General features: G+C 45.9%; 26 protein-coding genes. 2 read left to right on the top strand and 24 right to left on the bottom strand.

Going from position 1 to position 26221, the window contains the following annotated elements; genetic code table 11:
• Positions 1-11: 11 nt before the first annotated feature.
• The 6 genes from HT574_RS13780 to HT574_RS13755 form a co-directional block, all read right to left on the bottom strand.
• Positions 12-1007: a thiamine pyrophosphate-dependent dehydrogenase E1 component subunit alpha gene (locus tag HT574_RS13780; protein WP_017435233.1), complete on the bottom strand. Its 996-nt coding sequence runs from the start codon at positions 1005-1007 to the stop codon at positions 12-14.
• 23 nt (positions 1008-1030) lie between these two features.
• Positions 1031-2452 (bottom strand): dihydrolipoyl dehydrogenase, encoded by a 1422-nt coding sequence (gene lpdA, locus HT574_RS13775; RefSeq protein WP_175245042.1) that lies wholly within the window; start codon positions 2450-2452, stop codon positions 1031-1033.
• A gap of 15 nt (positions 2453-2467) precedes the next feature.
• Complete coding sequence (gene buk, locus HT574_RS13770; protein WP_175245041.1) at positions 2468-3580, bottom strand: butyrate kinase; 1113 nt, start codon at positions 3578-3580, stop codon at positions 2468-2470.
• Between the two features lie 73 nt (positions 3581-3653).
• On the bottom strand, positions 3654-4757 hold the full coding sequence (locus HT574_RS13765; protein ID WP_175245040.1) for a leucine dehydrogenase: 1104 nt from the start codon (positions 4755-4757) through the stop codon (positions 3654-3656).
• Positions 4758-4778: 21 nt separating this feature from the next.
• Complete coding sequence (gene yqiS / locus HT574_RS13760; RefSeq protein ID WP_256411003.1) at positions 4779-5843, bottom strand: phosphate butyryltransferase; 1065 nt, start codon at positions 5841-5843, stop codon at positions 4779-4781.
• Positions 5821-7887 (bottom strand): sigma-54 interaction domain-containing protein, encoded by a 2067-nt coding sequence (locus HT574_RS13755; RefSeq protein ID WP_175245039.1) that lies wholly within the window; start codon positions 7885-7887, stop codon positions 5821-5823. The genes yqiS and HT574_RS13755 overlap by 23 nt, the downstream gene beginning before the upstream one ends.
• 138 nt (positions 7888-8025) lie before the next feature.
• Here HT574_RS13755 and HT574_RS13750 point away from each other — a divergent pair, with 138 nt between their 5' ends.
• On the top strand, positions 8026-8274 hold the full coding sequence (locus HT574_RS13750) for a DUF2627 domain-containing protein (RefSeq protein ID WP_175245174.1): 249 nt from the start codon (positions 8026-8028) through the stop codon (positions 8272-8274).
• Between the two features lie 10 nt (positions 8275-8284).
• Here the strand turns inward: HT574_RS13750 and HT574_RS13745 are convergent, their stop codons facing one another.
• Complete coding sequence (locus HT574_RS13745; RefSeq protein ID WP_175245038.1) at positions 8285-9013, bottom strand: glycerophosphodiester phosphodiesterase; 729 nt, start codon at positions 9011-9013, stop codon at positions 8285-8287.
• Between the two features lie 103 nt (positions 9014-9116).
• Here HT574_RS13745 and HT574_RS13740 point away from each other — a divergent pair, with 103 nt between their 5' ends.
• Positions 9117-9263 carry a YycC family protein gene (locus tag HT574_RS13740; RefSeq protein ID WP_017435223.1) on the top strand — a complete coding sequence of 49 codons (147 nt, stop codon included), beginning with the start codon at positions 9117-9119 and terminating at the stop codon, positions 9261-9263.
• A 922-nt stretch (positions 9264-10185) separates the two neighbouring features.
• On the opposite strand, the gene spo0A is transcribed toward HT574_RS13740, so the two are convergent.
• The 17 genes from spo0A to spoIIIAF form a co-directional block, all read right to left on the bottom strand.
• Positions 10186-10965, bottom strand: a complete 780-nt coding sequence (spo0A, locus tag HT574_RS13735) for a sporulation transcription factor Spo0A (protein ID WP_175245037.1) — start codon at positions 10963-10965, stop codon at positions 10186-10188.
• Positions 10966-11271: 306 nt separating this feature from the next.
• On the bottom strand, positions 11272-12564 hold the full coding sequence (gene spoIVB / locus HT574_RS13730; RefSeq protein ID WP_175245036.1) for a SpoIVB peptidase: 1293 nt from the start codon (positions 12562-12564) through the stop codon (positions 11272-11274).
• A gap of 125 nt (positions 12565-12689) precedes the next feature.
• Positions 12690-14411 carry a DNA repair protein RecN gene (gene recN / locus HT574_RS13725; RefSeq protein WP_175245035.1) on the bottom strand — a complete coding sequence of 574 codons (1722 nt, stop codon included), beginning with the start codon at positions 14409-14411 and terminating at the stop codon, positions 12690-12692.
• Positions 14412-14430: 19 nt separating this feature from the next.
• A complete protein-coding gene (ahrC, locus tag HT574_RS13720) occupies positions 14431-14880 on the bottom strand; it encodes a transcriptional regulator AhrC/ArgR (RefSeq protein WP_175245034.1) in 450 nt (149 codons plus the stop codon).
• A 67-nt stretch (positions 14881-14947) separates the two neighbouring features.
• Complete coding sequence (locus HT574_RS13715) at positions 14948-15781, bottom strand: TlyA family RNA methyltransferase (protein ID WP_017435218.1); 834 nt, start codon at positions 15779-15781, stop codon at positions 14948-14950.
• Between the two features lie 3 nt (positions 15782-15784).
• Positions 15785-17677, bottom strand: coding sequence for a 1-deoxy-D-xylulose-5-phosphate synthase (gene dxs / locus HT574_RS13710; protein WP_175245033.1), 1893 nt, complete (start codon positions 17675-17677; stop codon positions 15785-15787).
• Positions 17678-17890: 213 nt separating this feature from the next.
• The gene (locus HT574_RS13705) at positions 17891-18775 is read right to left on the bottom strand and encodes a polyprenyl synthetase family protein (RefSeq protein ID WP_174407481.1); all 885 of its coding nucleotides are present in this window, start codon (positions 18773-18775) and stop codon (positions 17891-17893) included.
• A 12-nt stretch (positions 18776-18787) separates the two neighbouring features.
• Complete coding sequence (locus HT574_RS13700) at positions 18788-19021, bottom strand: exodeoxyribonuclease VII small subunit (protein ID WP_017435215.1); 234 nt, start codon at positions 19019-19021, stop codon at positions 18788-18790.
• Positions 19014-20369 (bottom strand): exodeoxyribonuclease VII large subunit, encoded by a 1356-nt coding sequence (xseA, locus tag HT574_RS13695; protein ID WP_175245032.1) that lies wholly within the window; start codon positions 20367-20369, stop codon positions 19014-19016. The genes HT574_RS13700 and xseA overlap by 8 nt, the downstream gene beginning before the upstream one ends.
• 29 nt (positions 20370-20398) lie before the next feature.
• On the bottom strand, positions 20399-21253 hold the full coding sequence (folD, locus tag HT574_RS13690) for a bifunctional methylenetetrahydrofolate dehydrogenase/methenyltetrahydrofolate cyclohydrolase FolD (RefSeq protein WP_175245031.1): 855 nt from the start codon (positions 21251-21253) through the stop codon (positions 20399-20401).
• Positions 21254-21271: 18 nt separating this feature from the next.
• Positions 21272-21670: a transcription antitermination factor NusB gene (gene nusB, locus HT574_RS13685; RefSeq protein WP_175245030.1), complete on the bottom strand. Its 399-nt coding sequence runs from the start codon at positions 21668-21670 to the stop codon at positions 21272-21274.
• Positions 21671-21914: 244 nt separating this feature from the next.
• Entirely contained in the window at positions 21915-22316 is a 402-nt protein-coding gene (locus tag HT574_RS13680; protein WP_166910179.1) for an Asp23/Gls24 family envelope stress response protein, read from the bottom strand.
• 14 nt (positions 22317-22330) lie between these two features.
• Positions 22331-23683, bottom strand: a complete 1353-nt coding sequence (gene accC / locus HT574_RS13675) for an acetyl-CoA carboxylase biotin carboxylase subunit (protein WP_042408522.1) — start codon at positions 23681-23683, stop codon at positions 22331-22333.
• Between the two features lie 15 nt (positions 23684-23698).
• Positions 23699-24217, bottom strand: coding sequence for an acetyl-CoA carboxylase biotin carboxyl carrier protein (gene accB / locus HT574_RS13670; protein ID WP_175245029.1), 519 nt, complete (start codon positions 24215-24217; stop codon positions 23699-23701).
• A gap of 150 nt (positions 24218-24367) precedes the next feature.
• Positions 24368-24940: a SpoIIIAH-like family protein gene (locus HT574_RS13665; RefSeq protein ID WP_175245173.1), complete on the bottom strand. Its 573-nt coding sequence runs from the start codon at positions 24938-24940 to the stop codon at positions 24368-24370.
• A 25-nt stretch (positions 24941-24965) separates the two neighbouring features.
• Complete coding sequence (spoIIIAG, locus tag HT574_RS13660; RefSeq protein ID WP_175245028.1) at positions 24966-25598, bottom strand: stage III sporulation protein AG; 633 nt, start codon at positions 25596-25598, stop codon at positions 24966-24968.
• Positions 25582-26217 (bottom strand): stage III sporulation protein AF, encoded by a 636-nt coding sequence (gene spoIIIAF / locus HT574_RS13655; protein ID WP_017435206.1) that lies wholly within the window; start codon positions 26215-26217, stop codon positions 25582-25584. The genes spoIIIAG and spoIIIAF overlap by 17 nt, the downstream gene beginning before the upstream one ends.
• Between the last annotated feature and the right edge of the window lie 4 nt (positions 26218-26221).

Here is a 26221-nt window from a genome sequence, read left to right as displayed (position 1 = left end):
TCCATTCCCCCTTACTTCTCTGCGTATACGTACTTTAAGGCATGTTCTGGTTCTGCATACGGCGCTTTTTCTGCATAATCCGTCGCTTCGTTCACCTGCTTCATGACGCGGTCGTGAATTTCTTTCTCCAGTTCATCTGTCAATACACCGACTTCTTTCAAATATTTCGCAAACGAAATAATCGGATCTTTGGCGCGCGCTTCTTCCAACTCTTCTTCGGAACGGTATGCGCGTTGGTCGTCGTCGGAAGAATGCGAGGTTAAACGATAGGAAACCGTTTCAATCAATGTCGGTCCTTCGCCGCGGCGGGCGCGGTCCGCTGCTTCTTTGACAACTCTGTACACTTCAAGCGGATCGTTTCCGTCTACCGTATAGCCCGGCATGCCGTAGCCGATGGCGCGGTCCGATACTTTTTCGCATGCCAATTGTTTTGAAATGGGCACGGAAATCGCGTATTTGTTGTTTTCGCACATGAAAATGACAGGCAATTTATGCACGCCGGCAAAGTTGGCGCCTTCATGGAAATCGCCTTGGTTCGATGATCCTTCCCCGAACGTCACAAAAGCGACAAAATCTTTCTTTTCCATTTTCGCCGCCAGCGCGATGCCAACTGCATGCGGCACTTGCGTCGTTACTGGAGATGAGCCGGTGACGATGCGATTTTTCTTTTTCCCGAAGTGACCCGGCATTTGCCGACCGCCGGAGTTCGGATCTTCGGCTTTTGCAAACGCGGAAAGCATTAATTCCGTCGGTGTCATTCCAAATGTTAAAACAACGCCCATATCACGATAATAAGGCAAAACGTAATCTTTCGTGCGGTCAAGGGCAAATGCCGCGCCGACTTGCGCCGCTTCTTGTCCTTGGCAAGAGATAACGAACGGAATTTTTCCAGCACGGTTTAATAACCACATGCGCTCGTCGATTTTGCGAGCCAACAACATCGTTTCATACATTTGCAATACCGTTTCATCACTTAAGCCTAGCGCTTGGTGACGATTTTCTGCCATCGAAACAACCTCCCTTTATTCGCTTAAAAATGAATCGCTTTTCCATCCACAGCAAGCGCCGCTTCTGCCATCGCCTCTGATAACGTCGGATGCGGATGAATCGTATGCGCGACCTCCCATGGCGTCGCGTCGAGGACGCGGGCAAGTCCCGCTTCGGAAATCATATCGGTTACGTGAGGACCGACCATATGAACGCCAAGCAAGTCGTTCGTTTTTTGATCGGCTATGATTTTCACAAACCCTTCCGCTTCGCCAAACACGAGCGCTTTGCCGATCGCTTTAAACGGGAATTTGCCGACTTTTACTTCATATCCTTTTGCTTTCGCTTCTTCTTCCGTCAAGCCGACACTTGCGACTTCCGGACGGCTGTAGACGCATTTCGAAATCATGGTATAGTCGATTGGTGATGGATTTTGGCCAGCGATATGCTCTACAGCAACGATCCCTTCATGAGACGCTACGTGCGCTAGCTGCAAACCGCCAATGACATCGCCAATCGCATAAATATGCGACTCTTTCGTTTGATAAAACTCGTTTGTTTGAATAAATCCCTTTTCTACGACAATATCTGTATTTTCGATGCCGATTCCTTCAATGTTTGCCTGCCGGCCGACGGAAACGAGCATTTTTTCGGCGGCAAATGTTTTTTGTTCGCCTTTATATTCCGCTTTAATCGTGACCCCGTTTCCTTTTTCCAGTGTTTCTGAAAGCACTTTCGCCTCTGTCACAATCGTAACGCCGCGGCGTTTTAAGAGCTTTTCCACTTCTTTGGAGACGTCGTGATCTTCCGTCGGCAAAATACGGTCGGCGTATTCTAGCACCGTCACGTCAACGCCGAAATCATTCAGCATTGATGCCCATTCAATGCCAATGACACCGCCGCCGACGATAATAATCGAAGAAGGAAGCGTTTCCATTTGCAACGCTTCATCGGATGTCATGACCAATTTGCCGTCAATGTCAAGACCCGGCAGCGTCCGCGGGCGCGAACCCGTGGCGATAATGACATTTTTGGGCACGAGCATCTCATTTTCCGAACCATCATTCATTTCCACGGAAATCGTTCCCGGCATTGGCGAGAAAATCGATGGCCCTAAAATGCGACCAGTGCCGGCATAGACGTCAATTTTTCCTTTTTTCATCAGGTGTTGGACGCCTTTATGGAGCTGTTCGATAATGGCTGCTTTGCGCGCCTGCGCTTTGGCGAAGTCAAGGCACACATCGTTTACCACGACGCCGAACGTTTCGCCGTTTTTCGTTTGCGCATATACTTCCGCACTCCGCAGCAGCGCCTTGCTTGGAATGCATCCCGCATGCAGACATGTTCCGCCCAGCTTTCCTTTTTCGACAACGGCTGTTTTTAACCCTAACTGGGAAGCACGAATCGCCGCCACATATCCTCCAGTTCCGCCGCCAAGGATGACGAGATCATATTCTTTTGCCATATCCTTTTCCCCTTTCTATCGCAAAACGGTTGTGTGTACCACATTTCCGCTTGGATATACTTTTTCTTTTTCTTCGCCGTTCAACACGCGTAACGCTCCTTCCGCAAGCGCTTGTAATTCGTTTTCGCCGGGATGGACAATGACATCGGCAATCCAGTAAACGCGATCGCTAATTTCCTTCACAAACTGTTTTCCATAAGCAAGACCGCCTGTTAAAATAATCGCGTCGACTTGTCCCTCCAATACAGCACTTGCCGCTCCGATTTCTTTTGCGACTTGATAGGCCATGGCACTATATACGAGCTTCGCCTTCTCATCGCCCGCTTCAATTATTTTTTCGACTTTTACCGCGTCGTTGGTGCCGAGATAACCGACTAATCCGCCTTTGCCGACGAGCATACTCATCACTTCATCACGGAAGTATTCGCCGGAAAAGCATAAAGAAACGAGGTCGCCTGCTGGTACAGTTCCGGCGCGTTCCGGGCTAAATGGGCCTTCGCCATCCAATCCGTTATTGACATCGACTACCCGGCCTTTTTTATGAGCGCCGACGGTAATTCCGCCGCCCATATGAGCGACAATGAGGTTGAGCTCTTCATACGATTTGCCGAGCTGCTTGGCGACGCGGCGCGCTACCGCCTTTTGATTGAGCGCGTGAAAAATACTTCTCCGTTCAATGAGCGCAAATCCAGAAATGCGGGCGATTGGCTCAAGTTCATCGACGACAACAGGATCAACGATAAAGGCAGGAATATTTAATGCCGAAGCAATTTCATGAGCTAAAATGCCGCCAAGATTCGAAGCATGCTGGCCGGAATAGCCTTTGCGCAAATCTTCAAGCATCTGTTCATTGACGCGGTACGTGCCGCCCTCAATTGGGCGCAAAAGCCCGCCGCGGCCGCAAACAGCACTTAATTTGGAAAGATTAATTCCCTCTTCATCGAGCGCGTCTAGAATCGTTTGTTTGCGAAATTCATATTGATCAATAATCGATGGATAGCGCTGCAGCGTTTCTGCGTCATGGCGAATCGTTTTTTCAAAAATGGAGCATTCATTTTCAAACACGCCAATTTTTGTCGAGGTCGATCCGGGATTAATGGTTAAGATGCGAAACTTCTGCTCTTGCAACGGTTGCTACCTCCATTCTAGGGGCGGAAGCAGAAAATATTTTCATGCTTTTCCGCTTCCGCTTATATTGTCCTTAACGACCGCGACGACGGCTTAAAATATGATGACCGTTTTGCAAAAATTGGCTGCGGGACTTGCGCATCGTTTCAATGCGTTCCTCCGCAAGACGGTCTGCCGCTTGATACGTCGGAATGCCGTCGCGTTTCGCAATGGCAAATACTTTTTCGATGTTGTCGTAAATTTGCTCAATTTTTTTCATCGCCCGTTCCCGGTTGTAGCCATACAACTCATCCGCGACGTTAATGACACCGCCGGCATTGATGACATAATCCGGTGCATACACGATGCCCATTTCATGAATGATATCGCCGTGTTTCGGCTCTTTTAGCTGGTTGTTCGCCGAACCGGCAATGACTTTCGCTTTTAATTGCGGAATCGTTTGATCGTTAATGATGCCTCCAAGCGCACATGGGGCAAAAATATCGCAATCGACGCCGTAAATATCGTTCGGGTCCACCGCTTTGGCGCCAAACTCTTCAACGGCGCGCTGCACCGCTTCTTTGTTAATGTCAGTGACAATAAGTTGCGCCCCTTCTTCATGAAGATGACGGCATAAATGATAGGCGACATTGCCAACCCCTTGCACGGCAATGACTTTTCCTTCCAATGAATCGCTTCCAAACGCTTCTTTTGCCGCTGCCTTCATGCCGCGGTACACCCCATATGCCGTTGCTGGAGACGGATTGCCTGATGAGCCGAATTCCGGTGAAATGCCTGTCACATAATCTGTTTCTTGGTAGATGATATCCATATCGGCAACGGTGGTGCCGACATCTTCCGCGGTGATATAGCGGCCGTTTAATCCCTGAATAAAGCGGCCGAACGCGCGGAACATTGCTTCATTTTTATCTTTGCGCGGATCGCCGATAATGACCGTTTTCCCGCCGCCAAGATTGAGCCCTGCCGCAGCGTTTTTATACGTCATGCCGCGCGCTAAGCGGAGCGCGTCTTCAATCGCTTCTTCTTCCGAGTTATACATCCACATGCGCGTACCGCCTAATGCTGGGCCGAGCGTTGTATCGTGAATAGCGATAATCGCTTTCAATCCCGATTCTTTATCTTGGCAAAACAACAATTGTTCATAATCGTATTTTTCCATGTATTTAAACAATTCCATGATGACTTCCTCCCTAATGGTTTATTTGGACGCGGAACAAACCGCGAGTGCTAACGAATACAGTTTGCTTTCCGCCGAATCGGCGCGTGATGTAAGGACAATCGGCGCCTTCGCTCCAGCGATGACGGCCCCGACTTTGGCATTGGCAAAATAAACAAGCGATTTATATAGCATGTTTCCCGCTTCAATGTCAGGAACGAGCAAAATATCCGCCCTGCCTGCCACTTCACTGTCAATGCGCTTATGTTCCGCCGCTATAGCCGAAACAGCATTATCGAGGGCAAGCGGTCCATCAATGATGCAATCTTTTATTTGTCCGCGTTTTTGCATCATGGTTAGCGCTGCCGCATCAACAGTAGCCGGCATCGCCGGGTTGACTACTTCCACCGCCGCCAGCGGCGCCACTTTCGGCATGTCAATGCCAATCGACCGGGCTACAGCAACGGCATTTGCCACAATCTGCGCTTTTTGTTCCAAATCCGGCGAAATGTTCATCGCCGCATCCGTCACCATGATGAAACGGTCATAGCCGGGAACTTCAAATACAGCCACATGGGAAAGCACCTTTCCCGTCCGCAAGCCGTACTCCTTGTTTAACACTGCTTTTAACAACGCAGCGGTTGGGATGTTCCCTTTCATCAGGACATTTGCCTCATTGAAGTGAACAGCTTTTACCGCCAGCTCAGCGGCTTGCACAGCAGAATTGGCATGGACGACTTCAATATGTTCGGAATTCGCATAGCCTTTTCGCCTTAACAGTTGCACAATTTGTTCATGGTCTCCATACAACACAAACTTTCCGAAATGGCGATCGAGCGCCATCGTCACGGCATCAATCACTTCTTCATCTTCCGCTGCCGCGACAGCTACCGTCATATCGGCATATTTGGTTGCATGATCGATCAACGATTGCAGCTTCATCTTATGCACCAACCTCTTCATTAAAATTTGCGGTGGCATTTTATTAACATGCAAAAATCGTGCCAACACAAAAATTTGAAAGCGCTTTATTTTTCGGATTTTATTTTGCTGGTTATACGCAATAATTTGCATACCGTGCAAATTATTGCGTGCTATTTTTGTCAATGCCATATTTCTCCAGCTTGTAATATAAATTACGAATAGAAATGCCAAGCGCCCGCGCTGTCGCCGTTTTATTGTTGTTGTATTTTCGCAGCGCTTGCTCGATAATGCCCGCTTCGTATTGCTCTACCATCTCTTCAAGCGGACGAATTTCCAGCTCCTTTTCATTTTTGCGGAAAGGGGAATCGGCCCGCGAAATATCAAGGGGCGGAATATGATGAACATCGATCATCACTTCATTAAACTTCATAAAAATCATCGCCCGGCCTAATACGTTTTCCAATTCACGCACATTCCCCGGCCAATCGTAAGCGAGCAAGCGATCAAGAGCAGCCGGTGTGACTCCTTCGACGTTGCGCCCGTAATCTTGGTTCAGCTTCTGAATTAAATGCTGGCACAACGCCGGGATATCTTCCTTCCTTGCCCGCAGTGGCGGAATGTAAATCGGCATGCGGTTTAAGCGGTAATATAAATCTTCGCGGAATGTCCCTTCAGCAATCGCTTTCTCTAAGTTGACATTCGTGGCGGCAATGACGCGGACATTAATCGGTATTGGCTTTGTGCCGCCAACACGGACGATTTCCCCTTCTTGCAGAACGCGAAGCAATTTCGCCTGTGTATTCGCGGAAAGCTCGCCGATTTCATCAAGGAAAATGCTGCCGTTGTTTGCCTCTTCAAATAAACCGCGTTTGCCGCCGCGTTTTGCCCCGGAAAATGCTCCTTCTTCATAACCAAATAGCTCGCTCTCCAACAGTGTTTCAGAAATGGCCGCACAATTGACACGGATAAATTTGTTGTATTTTCTATCACTTGCATTATGAATCGCATGGGCGAACAATTCTTTTCCCGTGCCGGATTCACCGCGCAGCAATATCGTCGCCGGCGTTTTTGCGGCCACTTTCGCTTGTTCAATTGCTACCTTTATTTCCTCCGACGTGCCGATAATATCGGCAAACGAATATTTCGCTTCAAGCGTGCGGATAATTTGCCTTGCCCGATTGAGCTCCGCTGTCAGCCGCTGGATCTCGGATACGTCATGAATCACCCCGACGCTGCCTTTCAGCACTCCGTCGACAATAATCGGCGCCACATTCACGACCACATCGCGGTTTTTCGGGCCGACCTTCATGCGCACCCCGCGGACAGGCCGTCGCGTTTTTAGCACTTGCATATGCATGCTTTCCCCTTCGGCGATATCGGCTGTCGCCGGCTTGCCGATTACCTCTTCTTCTGACAGGCCGGTAATGCGCGTATACGCCGGGTTAATTAAAATGCCGTTTCCATGCTCATCGACAACGGAAATCGCTTCTTCTGATGAATGAATAATCGCTTCGAGCATCATGCGCATTTCTTTTAAATCGGTAATTTCCTCGGCCAGTTTCACCAATTCGGTAATATCTTTAAAAATCGCCAGAGCGCCGAACAGTTTCCCGGTCTCATCGATCATCGGAATTCTTGTCGTGATAACTTTTTTCCCGTTGGCTAGCTTTACTTCTTGGTGAAATTCCGTCTGTTTCGTTTTTAATACCCGCGGCAGCCCGCTTGTCGGCAGAACTTCTAAAATGTGTTTCCCGATTACTTTTTCCTTGTCCACTTCAATCATTTCGGCAGCGCTGTTATTAATATCGGTAATGTAAGCATATTCATCCACGACAATCATGCCATCATGCGAAGCGTTAAAAATTAAGCCGCGTCTCGTCGTTTCGCTTTTCAACTTTGCAATCAACATTTCCTTTTCTTTCACCAGTTCTGCCATCATATGGGCAACGGCTCCTGGTACGACAGTGATGTTAGGAGCGCACTCCCTGCGAATGTCATCCAATACTTCCTGCTTCCCTGTTGCTTCAATCACGAGATCAATTTCTTTATTAATAAAAACACGCCAATCCGTGCCGACAGCGATATCCATCTCTCGTGCCAGTTTGATTCCTGGAGCCATCTCATCGATATCTACTACGGCTGTTACTTGAAACACCGCCGTTTTATGCAGCAGTTTTAGCAGCGCCGTTCCCCCAGTTCCAGCGCCAACAATTAATACTTTTTTCATCGTTCTTCACCACGCTTTGGCATATGCAATTTTTTGCAGGCATTTTTATCATAACGGTTTTTTCCTTGCTTGACAAACGCAGAGGAACAGTTAAGATGGTTCATGAAACTACCTTTTTGCGAAAGGATCACGATGACGATGGTACGAATGATCGCTCTTCTTATTTTAGTGATTCCCGGCTTATTGGCAGCGCTTGGAATTAAATGGATGCGCGACACCTTATTCGGTGTTTTGCATTCACCATTTCCATTTCTTTCCCTGCAGTTTTTAGCAGGTTTCCTTTTGTTCGCAGGCGGTCTGGCATTTATCGGTGGATTTATTTTACATCGCGACCGCAAGCGCAATAAAGTGCAGCCGCGGTTTCAAAACAAGAAAAAAACACCTTAAACATTTTTGTTTAAGGCGTTTTTTTTAATACTTCCCTTGCCTGGCGCGGATAATCGGTAAAAATGGCATCGACTTTGTATTGGAACATTTTTTTCATTAAAGATTCTCCGTTAATGGTAAAAGGACGAACAGCAATTTGGTGATGGCGGGCTTGGCGGATAAACGCCTCTGTCACCGTGCGATGATAAGGGTGCAACCCCTTTGCCTGCATAACGCGGACATAGTGCCACGGTTCATATAACGGCTCGATATACAACAAAGCCGTTTCGATCGCGGGAGCAAGGCGGTGGCACAACGCCATGCTGTTATGGTTAAAGGACGAGAGAACGGTCCTATCCTCAAGATGGTAGTGACGGATCATGTCAATCACTTTTTGTTCCAACTTTTCGTAAGCAATCAGGCTGTTTTTTAATTCGATATTCAATAGGAGGGGTTTCGAACAAATCCAGGCAAGCACTTCCTCTAACAACGGAATGCGGCAGACGCCATATTGATCAGCAAATTTATATGCTGCATTAAACTGCTGCAGTTCATGGTACGTAAAGTCTTTGACCCATCCTGTTCCATCGGTCGTGCGATCGATCGTTTCATCATGAATGACGACAATTTGTCCGTCTTTTGTCAGTTGCACATCTAATTCAATGCCGTCTGCTCCTACCCTCTCTGCTTCATAAAAAGCAATCATCGTATTTTCCGGATGCGTGCCGGCGGAACCGCGGTGCGCGAAAATTTTCGTCATCTGTTTGTTACTCCTTTCCGTTCCCGATGCAAAAGTGATCATAAAAATATATGCAATAAAACAAAAAGTTGCTATACTTTTTATAGGCAAGCGAGGTGATACGATGCAGCCGCTGAAAATTTCTTTGGAAACAGCGCAAAAGCTGGCCAAAGCGTTAGGAATGCCGATCGAGCAAATTATGCACATGCCGCAGCATATTTTAGTGCAAAAATTGCTCGAACTAGAAAAAAAGCAAAACGAGCAATCATAAAAAGGCAGTCCGATGTGGACTGCCTTTTTTATTAGGAAGCCTTATGTCCCCATCTTAACCCCGAGTTCGACACTCACTAGGCAAACCAATCATTCCTCACGGGGGTTTTACTCTTTTTTGTTCTTTTCCCGCCAGACAAAAAAATTTGACTACTACTCATCATATCACGTCAGTAACGTATTCAAACAAGAGGGATTCGCAAAGCGGCTAAGTCAAGAGATGCGGAAGGCTCACCGCACATTAACACCATTTTTTTGTGGTTCATCGGGAAAATAATGGGAAATAGTCGCTTTTTTACCTAATTTGGGGTAATATTAACTTAGGGTCAATCGTGCGAGCAGGGTGGGCGATTGAGCCTCCAATAAGGAGGGGAAATCCGATGGACATGCCGACAGCAATGTTTATGATCTCGTTGGTAACGTTGGTCGTGTTGCTGATCGATAAAATAAAAAAGTAACCCACCCTGTGTTTGGCGGACGGAGGGTGGATTACTTTTCCTAAAAATCCCATGAAATTTGCCAATCGCTCATCTTGTGACGTGCGATTGACGTAAACTGTGGTGTTGACACACACATATCATATTATAGCATGCTTCCGAAGGTTAAAAAATATAAATCGATAAATTATTTTTACAAAGCGTTGAATTTCGCATCAGACGACGTATAAAAACATCTCTCGTTTGCTTCTGCGAGAGATGTTTTTTTATTTTACGGCAATGATAAACTTAACAAATCCGCCAGTTGTCTCACCACCATCTGTCTAATTCCATATCAAAATCGGACAAAATCAAAACACCTCCTACTTACCGTTGTTTTGCCGGCAATAAGAGGTGTTTTCCTTTCGTATGCGTACGTATAAATATTTATGGCTTCATTCCGATATTGATCACTCGAAGCCATAAAACCTTTGATAATTAGCGCCTTTAAGAAGCCTTATGTTCCAATCTTAACTTATCCGCCACCATCGCGATAAATTCCGAGTTCGTCGGTTTTGCTTTTGACATGCTTACAGTGTAGCCGAATAAGGAAGAAATGGATTCAAGATTGCCGCGGCTCCAGGCAACTTCAATCGCATGGCGGATCGCCCGTTCGACACGGCTAGCAGTGGTGTTGTATTTTTTCGCGATATCCGGATAGAGCACTTTTGTAATCGAGCCGAGCAATTCAATATCATGATACACCATGGCAATTGCTTCGCGTAAATATAAATACCCTTTAATATGAGCGGGAACGCCGATTTCATGGATGATGCTCGTAATGCTGGCATCCAAGTTTTTCGGCTTGTTGTCGCGCGCCTGGTAAGATGGAGCTGTCTTTTTCATGAGCGGCGTTGTTTTTCCATGAATTTGTCGGATATGATGCACCAAATTTTCCATATCAAACGGTTTTAAAATAAAGTAAGAAGCGCCAAGTTCAACTGCTTTTTTTGTTACATCCTCCTGGCCAAATGCCGTTAGCATAATGACGTTCGGCTGCTGCTTCAGCTTCGTGCGGATTTTTTCCAACACCGCCAACCCGTCTAAATGTGGCATAATAATATCTAACAGCAAAATATCCGGTTGCTTTTCTTCGAGCATATATAAGCAATCTTGGCCATTATAAGCCGTGCCGATTACTTCCATATCGCTTTGGCCGGAAATATATTCCTCGAGCAGGCTAACTAATTCGCGATTATCGTCGGCGATACATACTTTGATTTTCAAGAATATCTTCCTCCCCACTCCCTATTTTTCATGCTGTGTAGAAAAATTCCATTTAGGTACATTCGACAATAGGATAACAAAATCCTTTTATTTTTTACAAAATATCAAAAAACAAATGATCACAAAATTATAACAAAAATTGAGTGAATTTGACAATTGTAAATGGAAATCCTTACATTTTTGTCGAAAAATCTTTATACATTCATTTTATATAATGTTTCACCAAATATCTATGCAAAAAAAATGAATTTATTGACGTTTTTTATAAAATTTTTTACTGAATTGGAAAAAGGCAAGCTGAATCGATCAGCTTGCCTTTTTGTTCTGCTTGCCATATATATCAATTCCCGCTTCGTTCAGCATCCATTCAATATGAACGCCATATCCTGAAGTTGGGTCATTCACAAATACGTGTGTAACAGCGCCAACTAATTTCCCGTCTTGAATGATCGGGCTTCCGCTCATTCCTTGAACGATTCCACCCGTCTTTTTCAATAGCCGCGGGTCGGTAACGCGGATGACCAAACCTTTAGTGGCCGGAAACTTTTGCGGAATGGTGCTGACAATTTCAATATCAAATTGCTCGACTTTGTTGTCTTCCACCACCGTCAATATTTTCGCTGGGCCTTCTTTTACTTGGTTCGCTAAAGCAATGGGGATCGGTTTGGTAAAAATTCCGTTTTCCACTGGTTTCGTCAGCGTCCCAAAAATACCGAACGGGCTGTTTTCTGTAATATTTCCAATGACTTCTTCACTCTCAGAAAATCGTGCTAATTTCTCCCCAGGATTGCCGCTGCTTCCTTTTTCAATCGACGTAACCGTTGATTTCATAATTTGCCCATTTTGCACGACAATCGGCTTTTTCGTATCCATGTCAGAAATGACATGGCCGAGTGCTCCGTATTTTTTCGAAATAGGATCATAAAAGGTCATCGTGCCAATTCCCGCTGCGGAATCGCGGATATATAGACCAATACGATAAGCGTGATCATGTTTATCCTTGAGCGGAATCAATTTAGTCGTAAAGGAGTGTTGGTCACGCAGAACTTGGAGATGAAGCGGTTTTCCTGTTTTTCCTGCTTCCTCAATGAAAGGGGAGAGATCGCTCATCTTTTCAATTTTTTTGCCATTAATACCTGTAATTATATCTCCTACTTTAATTCCGGCTATTTCTCCCGGCGATTTTTTGCCGTTTTCGGTTTCGACGAGATGGTAGCCGACAACCAGAACCCCTACCGTATTTAACTTAACGCCAATCGATTGACCGCCAGGAATGACCTTTAACGTCGGCAGTACTTTTACATCCACTTGTTTGATCGGCACTCCGGCAACTTCTAATACCATTTTCTTTTCTCCACTTTGTTTTGCCTTTATAGAAAGCGAATGAGTCTGTCGCTGAACTTCTATTGATTTGGGAGCGTTTTTTACCGTTGCCTGAACTGGAAGTGCTGCGGTAGGAAATCGTACCGCTTCTCCTTCAAACAGAACGATTTGTTTTGGAATTTGTAAATATTCTTTCATCGGTTTAGACATGCCAATAATCATTAATAAAATAAGGAGAAACACTCCAACGATTTTTCGGATGGTTTCTGTATTCAATCTTGTTCACTCTCCTCGCTCCCACCTACACCTTTTAAAAGGCGGCTACAGTTTTAATTTTGCCTTAAACAGTGGAAATATAATCGATGGGGCTATAAAAAAAGCTACCCATAATGGATAGCCCTTCATTGTTTGATTTTTGTTGCTAGCTCAAGCAGTTCTTTTGCATGTTTTTTTGTCAGCTCCGTAATTTCCACACCGGAAATCATCCGCCCTATTTCTTTTACTTTTTCTTCCTCTGTCAATGCTTTCACAAGCGTTTTCGTTCGGGTTCCATCCGTTTCTTTTGCGATAAACAGATGCGTATCTGCCATTGCTGCTACTTGCGGCAAGTGGGAAATGCAGAGCACTTGCGAATCGATGGAAATGCGGTAAATCTTTTCAGCAATCGCTTGAGCCACACGGCCGCTGACGCCTGTATCCACTTCATCAAAAATGATCGATGTAACCCCCTGGTGTTTCGAGAAAATGCTTTTTAGCGCCAGCATGATGCGCGACAGCTCACCGCCGGAAGCAATTTTGGCAAGCGGTTTAAGTGGTTCGCCGACATTGGTGGAAATATAAAATTCGACCACATCCACGCCGTCTTCATGGAACTTGATGGGCACCCCGTCCAAAAGCGGCGCATCGAGCGGCCCTTCTCGCTTGGCAAATACAATGTCAAACTGCGTTTTTTCCATATATAGATCTTTTAGTTCCTGATGGATACGGTCGATTAACATTTTTGCATATTTTTTGCGGACATTGGTTACGTTTTTTGCTTCAATTAATAAATCTTCCGTCACCGATTTTAGTTCCTTCTGCAACTCATCAACATGGATTTCCCGGTTTCGAATCGTATCAATTTCTTCGCTAATTTTTTCCGCGTATTGCAAAATTTCTTCAATCGTCGAGCCGTATTTTCGTTTTAATTGATTAATCTCGCCTAGGCGGCTTTCGATGAGGTCGAGACGGTATGGATCATATTCTAATTGTTCAAGTTGATCGCGCAATTTATACGTGATGTCTTCTAATAAATAATAGCTATTGGCGATTGTTTCATACGCTTCCTTTAGCTCCGGATCAATGGAAGCAACATCGTCTAAATGGCTCATCGCCAGCCCTATCCAATCGAGGCCGCGCTGCTCGCCAGACAGCGCTTCATAGCTATGTTTCAAGGCTTCGTAAATTTTTTGGAAATTAACGATTTTTACTTTTTCCTCCATCAATTGTTCGTCTTCATTTGGCTGCAAATTCGCCTGCTGAATTTCATTAAGCTGGAACGTCAACAAATCAAGGCGATGGGCCATTTGCTGTTCATTTTCATTTAATTTTTTCAGCTTCTTCCGCAATTGTTCATATTTCTCATAAACCGAGCGGTATTCGGCAAGCGCTTCTGCAATTTCCGCTCCTCCGAATTCATCCAGTAGCGGAAGATGCCGGGCCGGATCCATCAATTCTTGATGTTCATGCTGCCCGTGAATATCAACGAGCGTCGAACCAATCTCCCGCAATACCGCTGTCGTTACTAATTTTCCGTTCACGCGGCATACGCTTTTTCCGGTCGCGAAAATTTCGCGGCGTAGCACGACCATTCCCTCGCTAATATCGATGCCGACTTCGGCGCATTTGCCATAACACGGATGAGTTTCATCGTTTAATAAAAAAAGTCCCTCTATTTCCGCCTTTTCTTCTCCATAACGGACAAATTCTGCGGAACCGCGGCCGCCAATCAGCAAATAAATGGCATCAATAATAATCGATTTTCCTGCTCCCGTTTCCCCTGTTAATACTGTTAGCCCTTTCTCAAACGAAATCGACAGCGATTCGATAATGGCGAAATTTTTTATGGATAATTCCGCAAGCAAAGGGAATCACCACCTCTATTTAAAGCATTTCCATCAACTGTTTTGACACCTTTTTTGCATCTTTTTCCGTGCGGCAAATAATGAGGCATGTATCATCGCCGCAAATCGTGCCGACGATTTCGTCCCAATCCAAATTATCCAATAAAACACCGATGGCATGCGCATTCCCCGGCAACGTTTTTAAAACAAGCAAGTTTCCGGCCCCATCCAATTTGACAAACACATCTACTAAAACGCGTTTGAGTTTTTGCACCGGATTGAAGCGCTGATCAGAAGGCAGGCTGTATTTATAGCGCCCGTTGGCCATCGGCACCTTGACAAGCTGCATTTCTTTGATATCCCTTGATACCGTCGCCTGCGTTACGTTAAACCCTGCTTTCTTCAGCATATCGACTAATTCATCTTGCGTTTCGATGTCGTGAGTCATAATAATTTCGCGAATTTTAATGTGCCTTTGTCCTTTGTTCAAATCCGCCACCTCACCAAAATAATGTCACGGTAAAAACGGGAATAACAACAACCGTTATTCCCTTTTCTTAAGCAGAACTGTTTTTTAGCTGTACATGGGCTTCTTTTACCACTTCAGCGACCGTCTCTACCAAATGATTCTCTCCTTCTTCATGATTTCCCGGAAAGCGAAGGTGGAGCAAAAATTCAATATTGCCATCGCCGCCGGTAATCGGAGAATAAGATATATTCATGACATCAAATCCTTCACGAAGGGCAAACGCTATGATCGACTCCAACACTTCCTCGTGCACGGCCGGATCGCGAACGATCCCCTTTTTGCCGACTTTTTCCCGCCCCGCTTCAAACTGAGGCTTTACCAGCGCGATGACGTCGCTGCCGGGTACCAGTACCGTTTTTAATACCGGCAATATTAATTTCAAAGAAATAAAGGAAACATCGATCGTCGCAAATTGTGGAAGCCCTTTCGTAAAATAATCCGGCGTAACGTAGCGGAAATTGGTCCGCTCCATCACGACGACGCGCTCGTCTTGGCGCAGTTTCCACGCCAATTGATTATAGCCGACATCAAGCGCGTAAGATAGTTTCGCGCCGTGTTGCAAGGCGCAATCGGTAAACCCACCGGTAGATGCCCCAATATCTAAAACAATTTTATCTTTGACGCTGACGTCAAACGTACGCAGCGCTTTTTCCAATTTTAAGCCGCCGCGGCTGACATACGGAATAGCGTTTCCTTTCACCGTTAGCGGGATGTCTACGGGCACCTTTTCTCCGGGCTTGTCTAAGCGGACTTCATTCGAATAAACAAGTCCAGCCATAATCGCACGTTTTGCTTTTTCCCGTGTTTCCATTAAGCCACGTTCTACCAATAGCACATCTAGACGTTCTTTTTTCGCTTTCATCTCTCATGCCCTTTTTTGCTTTTTTGGTATGATCGTTTTGACTCGATCAATAATATGAGAAGTGGTTAAGCCGATTTCATTGAGCAGCTCTTTGACGCTGCCATGTTCAATAAAACGATCAGGAATGCCCATGCGATTAATCACTGCTTGATGGTAGCCATGATCATGGGCAAACTCCAAAACAGCGCTGCCAAATCCGCCCTGTAGTACCGCTTCTTCAATTGTTAAAATCGGTACATTGCTTTCCAGCAAATCGTGCAGCATTTTTTCATCCATTGGCTTAATGAAGCGGGCATTGACGACCTTTACAGAAACATTTTCTTTCGCCAACTTCTCCGCTGCCTCAAGCGCCATGGAAATCGTCGTACCGAACGTTAAAATCGCCAGATCGCTGCCTTCACGCAATACTTCCCATGTGCCGATCGGAATTTCCTTGAGTTCCTCATCCAATTTCACGCCAAGCCCATTGCCGCGCGGAAAGCGAAGTGCGATCGGCCCGTCGTCATATTGGATGGCCGTATATACCATGTGCTGGCCTTCGTTTTCGTCTTTTGGCATCATAATGACAAGGTTCGGAATGTGTCGCAAAAAGGCGATATCAAACACTCCTTGATGCGTTTCCCCGTCCGCACCGACAAGCCCGGCACGGTCAATCGCAAAAAAGACGTTTAAGTTTTGCCGGCACACATCATGAACAACTTGGTCATACGCCCGCTGCAAAAATGTCGAATAAATCGCCAAAAACGGCTTCATTCCTTGCGTCGCCAGACCTGCCGCGAGCGTTGTCGCATGCTGTTCGGCAATTCCGACATCAAACATCCGATCCGGGAATTCGCTTGCAAACCCTTCTAATTTCGAGCCGACCGGCATCGCCGGTGTAATCGCGACAATTCGCTTATCGGTGCGCGCCAGCTTCCGCACCGTTTCGCTGACAAGTTCGCTCCACGACGGGGCCGTCTCCACCGGTTTTAGAAAATCGCCAGTTTCGATTTTATACGGGCCGGTGCCGTGCCAAGTTCCTACTTTATCATTTTCCGCCGGACTATACCCTTTTCCTTTTTTCGTAATCACATGGAGAAGCACCGGGCCTTTTGTCTTTTTGGCGTAACGCAAATTTCCGAGCAAATCATCGAAATTATGGCCGTCAACAGGGCCAAGATACGTAAATCCTAATTCCTCAAAAAAAACACCGGAAACAAGCAAATATTTCAGGCTGTCTTTAATGCGCTCCGCCGTTGCCGCCAATTTGCCGCCGACAGCCGGAATTCGTTTTAATAACAACTCTAATTCATCTTTGACCCATTGATATTTCCCTGCTGTCCGCAGACGCCCAAGCACATTGTGAAGCGCGCCAACATTCGGAGCGATCGACATCTCATTATCGTTTAAAACGACAATAATATCTTTTTTCTCATGCCCGATATGATTGAGCGCCTCAAGCGCCATGCCGCCCGTCAGCGCCCCATCGCCGATAATCGGAACGATATATTCATCCGTTCCCTTCAAATCGCGGGCAATGGCCATTCCCATCGCTGCGGATAGCGATGTGGAACTATGACCCGTTTCCCATACGTCGTGTTCGCTTTCGCTTCGTTTTGGAAATCCGGACAGCCCCTTGTACTGCCGCAATGTATCAAATTCGGCGGCACGTCCCGTTAAAATTTTATGAACATATGCCTGATGGCCGACGTCCCAAATTAGCTTGTCCGTTGGACTGTCAAACTCTTTATGAAGCGCAATCGTCAGCTCGACGACGCCTAGGTTTGGGCCGATATGCCCGCCTGTTTTCGACAGCTTTTCAATTAAAAATTTGCGAATATCAGCGCTTAGCTCAATGAGTTGCTTTGTCGACATATTTTTTAAAAAGCGCGGATTTTCGATTTTTGTAACATCCAAACGAGATCACTCGCTTTCGTTTTTATCCTTCCCTCTAACCACGTTGCTATAATACAGAAGTTAGTTATTATTATACATGATTGGACATAAAAAATCGATTTTTGTTAGTAAGAGAAAAAGAGCCGCTAACACGAATGTGATAACGGCATACAAGGAAAAACTCTCATTATTTCACTATAACATATTAGTTTGCAATCAGCAATGAACACTGCGTTAATGGTCGCGTGTAGCAACTAAATCACAAATATATTGCAATACGTCATCCTTCACTCCTGCTTTTTGCAAACAGCGCTTTGCCTCGGCAATGTGCAAAGCTAACTTCCCTTTCGCTCCCTCCATCGTCAATAACGACGGATATGTCACTTTTTTCTTTTCCACATCGCTGCCGACCCGTTTGCCAATCTTATCTTCCGAACCTTCAATATCGAGAATATCATCGCGAATTTGAAAAGCAAGGCCAAGATGGGAGGCAAATTCATATAAATCACGTTGCTGTCTTTCGCTAGCCCCAGCAAGCAATGCGCCTGCCAATACACTGTATTGCAGCATTTTTCCGGTTTTATGGCGATGGATATATTCGAGCTGTGCAAGCGACAGTTCCCGACCTTCTCCTTCGATATCAGCAACTTGTCCCGCGACCATTCCTTCCGGCCCCGCCGCTTTCGCCAGCTCTTCGATTAAACGAATTTGGACTTCCGGTGCGATGCGGTCATCCTTCATCTCTGCGATAACCTGAAACGCGTATGTCAGCAATCCGTCTCCAGCCAAAATCGCCATCGCCTCGCCAAACACTTTATGGTTTGTCGGTTTGCCGCGTCGCAAATCGTCGTCATCCATGCTCGGCAAGTCATCATGAATTAATGAGTATGTATGGAGCATCTCAATCGCACAGGCGACGGGAAGGCCAATATCCGGATCTTTTTCAAACGAATGCAAAGTGGCAAACAGAAGCAGCGGCCGAATCCGCTTCCCGCCTGCTTCCAGCGAGTACGCCATCGCCTGTTTCAGCGTATCAGGCGCTTGCAGCCTTGCAATATAGCGCGGCAGCGTTGCTTCCAAACGCTGTTTTTGCTGCTGCAAAAATTGTTCTACTGCCATCCGGTTCAAGCGTTATTCCTCCTCCTGCATCGAGAAAGGAGCGAGCTGTCCATCCTCTCGCAAAATATATTCCATCTGCTTTTCGACATGCTGCAGTTTATCGTGACAAAGCTTGGAAAGTCTCATTCCTTCTTGAAAAAAAGAAATCGCCTGTTCCAGCGGCACGTTTCCTTCTTCTAATTTTTCGACGATCTCTTCTAACTTTTGTATTGCTTCTTCAAACGTCAGTTCTTTTTCCTCACTCATGTAGCTGCTTCTCCTCCATTCCCCATACGTGGCAGTCAATTTGTCCATCTTGCAAGCGTACTTGAATCATATCTCCGATCTGAAGCTGGCGAATGCTTTTTACAAGTTCCTTTTTTTCATTATAAACTAAGCTATACCCTCGCTCCATAATTTTCAGCGGACTAAGCGCATGCAAATGGGAAACAAGCGATGCAAAACGAAGCTCGTGTTGATGCATAATCGTACGCATCTCTTTCTCCAGTGTTTTCGCCAATGCTTGCTGTTTTTCTTTCATTCTCGAAAGCTGTTCAGCCGGATGGTAGCGCAACAAAGTCAAGCGCAGCTGTTCAAGCCGTTCGCGCTGTTTATCGAACATCCGCTCGGTATGACGCTGCAATCGTTCCAGCAAAGCGTCTAGCTGCTGTTCTTTTTGTTCATACAGTTTTTCCGGGTATCGAAAGGCGTAGGACTTTTGCACACGTGACAGCCGTTCTGATTCCATCGCTATTTTTTCTTTCATGGCACGTATAAGCCGAACTCTTCTCTGGGAAATACGTTCAATCAGCTCGGTTATATGCGGTACGGCCAATTCCGCCGCACCCGTTGGGGTTGGTGCGCGCAAGTCGGCAACAAAATCAGCGATCGTAAAGTCAGTCTCATGGCCAACCGCAGAAATAATCGGCACTTCGGAGGCAAAAATGGCGCGGGCGACGATTTCCTCATTAAACGCCCATAATTCTTCAATCGAGCCGCCTCCGCGACCGACAATCAGAACATCAATATAGCCAAGTTCATTCGCTTTTTCGATGGAACGGACGATTGATTCTGCCGCATGTTCCCCTTGAACGAGCGTCGGAAATAAAATGATCGTGGCAATCGGATAACGGCGCCGAATCGTTGTGATAATATCGCGGATCGCCGCTCCGGTCGGCGAAGTGGCGACTCCGATATAGCGTGGGAAGGCGGGAAGCGGCTTTTTATGCTGCGGCGAAAACAATCCTTCCGCCTCAAGCCGCTTTTTTAGCTGTTCATACGCCAAATATAAATTTCCGATTCCTTCCGGCTGCATTTCTTTTACGTAAATTTGATAGTTTCCGCTCGGCTCGTAAACGGAAATCTCGCCGCGAACGAGCACTTTCATGCCATCTTCCGGACGAAAATGCAAATATTGATTATATCCGGCAAACATGACCGCCTGAATGCGGGCTTGTTCATCTTTCAGCGTAAAATACATATGGCCGCGAGAATGATATTTAAAATTGGAAATTTCCCCTTTAATCCACAAATCGCGCAAATGCGGATCCACATCAAACTTGCGTTTAATGTATTTCGTCAGCGCTCCGACGGTTACATATTTTATCTCTGCCACCGCTTTAACCCTCTCTTATAGAATGAACTTTACCGGTGCATAAGCTCCTTTGCCGCTTCAATCGTATTATGAAGCAGCATCGTAATCGTCATCGGCCCGACCCCTTTTGGAACCGGTGTAATGTAACTTGCTACTTCCTTTACTTCATCGAAATTGACATCTCCGCACAGCTTTCCATTTTCCAGCCGGTTTACACCGACATCAATGACCACCGCCCCTGGTTTGACATAATCGGCGCCAATCAACCGTGCTTTGCCGACAGCAACGATTAAAATATCGGCCTGACGCGTAATGGCAGCTAAATTGTTTGTTTTCGAATGGCAATACGTCACCGTCGCATGCTCGCGCAAAAACAGCTGTCCAACCGGCTTACCGACAATGTTGCTACGGCCGACAACAACCACGTGTTTCCCTGCAATATCCACGCCGATCGATTTCACCATTACTAAAATACCATATGGCGTACAAGGGAGAAACGCTTTTTGTCCGACCATCATTCTGCCGACGTTAATAGGATGAAACCCATCCACATCTTTTTCTGGAGAGATTGTTTCAATCACTTTTAGCTCGTTAATATGGCTAGGAAGCGGAAGCTGCACTAAAATGCCGTGCACGGATGGATCGGTGTTCAATTCTTGAATTTTTTCTAATAAAAACTGTTCCGTAATCGTCGCCGGAAACGTCAACAGTGTTGAACGAATGCCGACTTCCGCACACGCTTTTTGCTTTCCTTTTACGTAAGAATGGGAAGCGGGATCATCGCCGACAAGAATGACCGCAAGCCCCGGCTCGATTCCTTTTTGCTTTAGCACCTCTACTTCTTTTGCCAATTGTCCTCTTATTTCCTTTGCCAGCTCGGCGCCGCTAATGATTTGTGCTGTCATGGGCAACCTTTCTCCTTTCTATTCTTGAATATGCAATGCATCTTTTACTTTCGAAAGCACACCGTTGACAAAACTCCCTGATTTCGTATCGCCAAATTTTTTGGCTAATTCAACAGCCTCATCTAGGCTCACTTTGACAGGAACATCATCGACATATTTCATTTCATAAGTGGCCATGCGCAAAATCGAGCGGTCGACATTCGCTACCCGCTCTAACGTCCATTTTTCCAGGTTGGCGCGCAGCAATTCGTCAATTTCTTGCTGATGTTCCACCACGCCATACACAAGCTGCTGCAAAAACGGATCCGCTTCTTTTCCTCCTGTCACGTTTTGCAGCGCCTCCTCCGGAGGGATGTGGCCTACATCGACTTGAAATAATGCCTGCAGCGCTTTTTCCCGAGCTTCATGCCTCTTCATTTTGCTCCTCCTTTCCAAACACGAACATTTATATCAGAATCATACCATATTTTTCGGATAAAAGGCACTCCCCTACGCACAAATCATTAGCCTTGATTTTTTATTTATTTTGGAACATCCATTCGTCTCCTTATGCTTCGAGGCCTCTTTGCAAAAAGGCTCGTTCATTACAATAACAAACTTTCAGCAAAAATACAAAAACAAAAGGGCACGATCGCCTCAAGCGAATGCGCCCTTTTTCGATTTATCCCTGCTCCACTTCCTGTTCCTGCTTTGCCGTTTCAAACTGAATACCGACAATATGAACGTTGATTTCGCTCGTTTCCAGCCCTGTCATGTTAAACAATGCTTGGCGGACGTTTTCCTGCACTTTTTTTGCTACATTCGGAATCGATGCGCCAAATTGAACAAGACAGTAAATATCAATGGCCACGCCGTCATCCCGTAAATCGACTTTGACGCCTTTGCCATGATTTTTCTTGCCAAACCGCTCGACAACACCAGCGGCAAAGTTGCCTCGCATTTGCGCGATTCCTTCCACCTCGCTGGCGGCGATTCCCGCGATCACTTCAATCACTTCCGGGGCGATTTCCACTTTTCCTAATGTGCCATGATCTTGCTCCATCTCAAAAATATGTTCTGACATGATACCACCTCCCGTCATGACTTCATAATATCATATAACTCCAAAAACTTTGTATTAAACTCGCCACTCACAAATTTTTCGTGTTCAAATAATTTTATGTGAAACGGAATCGTTGTATGAATGCCATCGATAATAAACTCGCTTAACGCCCGTTTCATACGGGCAATCGCTTCCTCACGCGTAGGGGCGTGCACAATCAGTTTCGCGATCATCGAGTCGTAATAAGGCGGGATCGTATAGCCAGGGTACGCAGCGGAATCGACCCGTACTCCCAGACCTCCCGGCGGCAAATACATTTCTATTTTTCCCGGTGATGGCATAAAGTTTTTCGCTGGATTTTCCGCATTAATCCGGCATTCGATCGCCCAGCCGTTAAAGGTGACTTCCTCTTGGGTCAGCGACAGTTTTTCGCCGGAGGCGATGCGGATTTGTTCTTTTACTAAATCCACCCCCGTAATTAATTCCGTCACTGGGTGTTCTACTTGAATGCGTGTGTTCATTTCCATAAAGTAAAATTTTTTCGCATTATGGTCAAAAATAAATTCTACCGTGCCGGCGCCGGTGTAGTTCACCGCGCGAGCCGCCTGTACCGCCGCTTCCCCCATCTGCTTGCGAGTTTCTTCATCAAGCGCCGGCGACGGCGCCTCTTCGACCAGCTTTTGCAGGCGGCGTTGAATCGAGCAATCCCGCTCGCCAAGATGAATCACATTTCCGTAGGAGTCAGCCAGCACTTGAATTTCCACATGGCGGAAGTCTTCAATATATTTTTCAATATATACGCCTGGATTGCCAAATGCGGTAGCCGCTTCCTGCTGTGTAATGTTAATACCTTTAATGAGTTCTTGCTCATTTCTGGCTACGCGAATGCCTTTGCCGCCGCCGCCTGCCGTCGCTTTAATAATGACCGGATAGCCAATCTCATTGGCAATGGCAAGCGCTTCGTCGATATTTTCAATAACTCCCTTTGATCCAGGAACGACCGGCACTCCTGCTTCCCGCATCGTCTCGCGGGCAATATCTTTAATCCCCATTTTTGTAATCGCTTCCGGACTCGGACCGATAAACGTGATATTGCATTCACGGCAAAGTTCGGCAAACGCCGCGTTTTCTGCCAAAAACCCGTATCCCGGATGAATCGCATCACATCCTGTTAATGTAGCGACGCTCATGATGTTGGTGAAATTTAAATAGCTGTCCTTGGAAGCGGTCGGTCCGATGCAGTACGCTTCATCGGCGAGCTGGACGTGCAGCGCCTCGCGGTCTGCTTCAGAGAAAACAGCCACCGTTTCAATTCCCAGCTCTTTGCAGGCGCGAATAATGCGAACGGCGATTTCCCCGCGGTTGGCAATTAATACTTTTTTGATCATCGCTCGTTCTCTCCCTTATTCAGGCTTTACCAAAAATAGAGGTTGTCCATACTCAACAAGCTGTCCATTTTGGACAAGCACTTCGACAATCTCCCCGTTTACCTCTGCCTCAATTTCATTAAATAGCTTCATCGCTTCAATAATGCAGACGACCGTATCTTTTTGCACTTTATCTCCCACTTTGACGTATGGAGGTGCATCTGGGGACGGCGCAGCGTAAAACGTACCGACCATCGGCGAAGTGATTTTATGTAAGTTTTCTGTATTTTCCGTCTTTGGCTTCGGCGCTTCTTGTGGTATTGTTTCCACTTGCACATTAGCCGCTTGCACTGGCGCCTGCACCTGTGGTTTTGCTTCTTCTGCTTCCGGCTTCGCTATCGGCTCTGCCGGCGGTGCCGCAACCACTGCCTGGACTGGTGCTTCTGCCGCGGCTTTTTTCATATGTACTTTCGTTCCATCTTGTTCATAAACAAATTCGTCAATGCTTGATTGATCAATTAAACGGATCAATTCGCGGATTTCTTGGATTTTCATTTTCCTCACACCTTTCTACGATACAAAGTGTTAAGTTTTTTGTCTGCTAGTTATAAAATCTACTTATAATGATTATACACATAATAATCACACAATAAAAAGGTTTTTTATCATAAAAAAGAAGCTGCCCTTGATAAGAGCAGCTTTTCATTATCCAGCCGGCTGAAATTCAACCGCTACGTCATTGGCTTCCGGAATTTCACTTTTTACCATATGGATCACTTCGTTGGCCGATTTCTTGGAATGTTCTTTTGCTTTAATCGTTACTCGCACTTGGTCATCTTCCGCGCGCACCAATACATCCTCATAGCCGCCTTTCGATTTGATTAATGTTTCTAACGTTGCCTCTTTTTCCGCTAACGCCTGAAGCTTTTCAATTTTATCCATCGCTTCGCTTTTTTGTTGTGCGGTGGCATTGGCGGAAGCAACAATAGCATTTAATTGGTCGCGCAGACGGCTGCGCTCATCCTCAATTTGCATGCGGAGCGCAGTAAACATATCATCACTGGAAGTGCTGGAAGTGACTTTTCCATCTGCCGTTTCCATTTCTTCTACCGCCACATCGGCTTGATCTTTATTGCTTTCTTTTTGTTTCGTTGCATCTTCCTGGCTCGTAAAAGCGATATTGTCATTCATATCTTTTGGCGCTGTTACATAATACACCGACAAAACAACAACTAAACTTAACATCGTTAATAGCCAAACCGTCTGTCTTTTTAACATCATAACCATCCTCCCCCAAATCCTATTATTTTTTCGGCAATACGGCAACGCGGTAGCTTGGAACGTTTAACACGCGCGTCACTGCCTCGACAATCCATTTCTTTATTTGTAAGTTATCCGCACCTTTCGCGACTACTAACACTCCGCGAATTTCCGGCTTTTTCGTTGTCAAGACGATCGGTGTTTCGTTATCGCCATCACGGACAATGACAACTTCGTCATTCGTAGAGTTGTTTTCAATCTTCCGTTTTCCTCCTTCACGGTCCGTTTCTTCGGTCGTTTGTTGCTGAGAAACGCGGTTTTTCTCTAATATTTTCGTTTCTGTTGTATCGAGATTGACGACAACGGTGACATCTTCTACTCCCTCAATCGCTTCGAGCGCTGTTTTTAGCTCTTTTTCATAGCGTTCTTCATAAGCGGCGATCGCTTTCGATTTTGCCTCTTGTTTGATTCCAAAAGCAGGTTCTGCTTGCTGCGTTGATGGCGCGGCTGTTTCTTTATGAACGGATGCCACTTCCTCTTCCTTCGAAAAATGGCTCATCACCATAAGCCCAATCCCTACTAATAACAGCAAGACGATATACGAAAAAGGCGTTTTCTTCTGTTCGTCTGCTTCTTTTTTTGGCGATGAGAAAAAACGTTTAATGAGCTCGCGCATCCCCCCATTCCCTCCCTTTGACTACCACCGCAATTTTATTTTCATCGACTTCCCATTTGCCTGCTAAAAAAGTGCGTAGTTCTTTTTCTAGTTGAAGATTGCTATCTGGTGAATGGACCGGCCTTGATGTGTCAATTACCACAGGCTGAATCCTTTCCGGCGTCTCCTGTTTGGAAAGCACTACTTCAATCGTTTCAATGTCCCTCGGAATTTGTAAATCCTCTTTTTCTTTTACTTGCAGAGAGACGTCTTCCACGCTTAATCCATATTCCTTCATCAACTCCCCATCTACCTGTTTTTTCATCTGGACAGCCATTTGTTCTAAAATATATGCACGTTGTGAGGCTTGTATTTCTTTTTTCTTCATTTCCATTTCATTTTTTATCATTCCTTGTTCATTCCCCTTTTCCGATAGACTGGATATGGCAGAGGCGACGAGACGGTCAGGATGGATGGACATAAGCTGCAAAATTGGTGATAGCATGAGCAACAGCAAAATGAGTCCCACTACCATTTTTACGTACTTCTGCATGTTGCTAGAGGGAAGCAGAAAATCAATGATGGTCGCAAATAAAATAAAAATAAGAATATTGGTGATCCATTCCGTTACAAATTGCATCGTT

Source organism: Parageobacillus sp. VR-IP, from assembly GCF_013357975.1.
GTDB lineage: Bacteria > Bacillota > Bacilli > Bacillales > Anoxybacillaceae > Saccharococcus > Saccharococcus caldoxylosilyticus.
This window is presented reverse-complemented; position numbering and strand designations above follow the sequence as displayed.

Coding starts and splice junctions, on each gene's coding strand:
- accC (WP_042408522.1), bottom strand. CDS start 23,683: ATGATCAAAAAAGTATTAATTGCCAACCGCGGGGAAATCGCCGTTCGC.
- spoIIIAG (WP_175245028.1), bottom strand. CDS start 25,598: ATGCGCGAGCTCATTAAACGTTTTTTCTCATCGCCAAAAAAAGAAGCA.
- nusB (WP_175245030.1), bottom strand. CDS start 21,670: ATGAAGAGGCATGAAGCTCGGGAAAAAGCGCTGCAGGCATTATTTCAA.
- lpdA (WP_175245042.1), bottom strand. CDS start 2,452: ATGGCAAAAGAATATGATCTCGTCATCCTTGGCGGCGGAACTGGAGGA.
- HT574_RS13765 (WP_175245040.1), bottom strand. CDS start 4,757: ATGGAATTGTTTAAATACATGGAAAAATACGATTATGAACAATTGTTG.
- HT574_RS13740 (WP_017435223.1), top strand. CDS start 9,117: ATGCAGCCGCTGAAAATTTCTTTGGAAACAGCGCAAAAGCTGGCCAAA.
- HT574_RS13680 (WP_166910179.1), bottom strand. CDS start 22,316: ATGTCAGAACATATTTTTGAGATGGAGCAAGATCATGGCACATTAGGA.
- HT574_RS13750 (WP_175245174.1), top strand. CDS start 8,026: ATGGTACGAATGATCGCTCTTCTTATTTTAGTGATTCCCGGCTTATTG.
- HT574_RS13780 (WP_017435233.1), bottom strand. CDS start 1,007: ATGGCAGAAAATCGTCACCAAGCGCTAGGCTTAAGTGATGAAACGGTA.
- HT574_RS13715 (WP_017435218.1), bottom strand. CDS start 15,781: ATGAAAGCGAAAAAAGAACGTCTAGATGTGCTATTGGTAGAACGTGGC.
- folD (WP_175245031.1), bottom strand. CDS start 21,253: ATGACAGCACAAATCATTAGCGGCGCCGAGCTGGCAAAGGAAATAAGA.
- accB (WP_175245029.1), bottom strand. CDS start 24,217: ATGAAAATCCAAGAAATCCGCGAATTGATCCGTTTAATTGATCAATCA.
- HT574_RS13665 (WP_175245173.1), bottom strand. CDS start 24,940: ATGTTAAAAAGACAGACGGTTTGGCTATTAACGATGTTAAGTTTAGTT.
- spoIIIAF (WP_017435206.1), bottom strand. CDS start 26,217: ATGCAATTTGTAACGGAATGGATCACCAATATTCTTATTTTTATTTTA.
- HT574_RS13700 (WP_017435215.1), bottom strand. CDS start 19,021: ATGAGTGAGGAAAAAGAACTGACGTTTGAAGAAGCAATACAAAAGTTA.
- HT574_RS13755 (WP_175245039.1), bottom strand. CDS start 7,887: ATGAAAAAAGTATTAATTGTTGGCGCTGGAACTGGGGGAACGGCGCTG.
- HT574_RS13705 (WP_174407481.1), bottom strand. CDS start 18,775: ATGGCAGTAGAACAATTTTTGCAGCAGCAAAAACAGCGTTTGGAAGCA.
- HT574_RS13745 (WP_175245038.1), bottom strand. CDS start 9,013: ATGACGAAAATTTTCGCGCACCGCGGTTCCGCCGGCACGCATCCGGAA.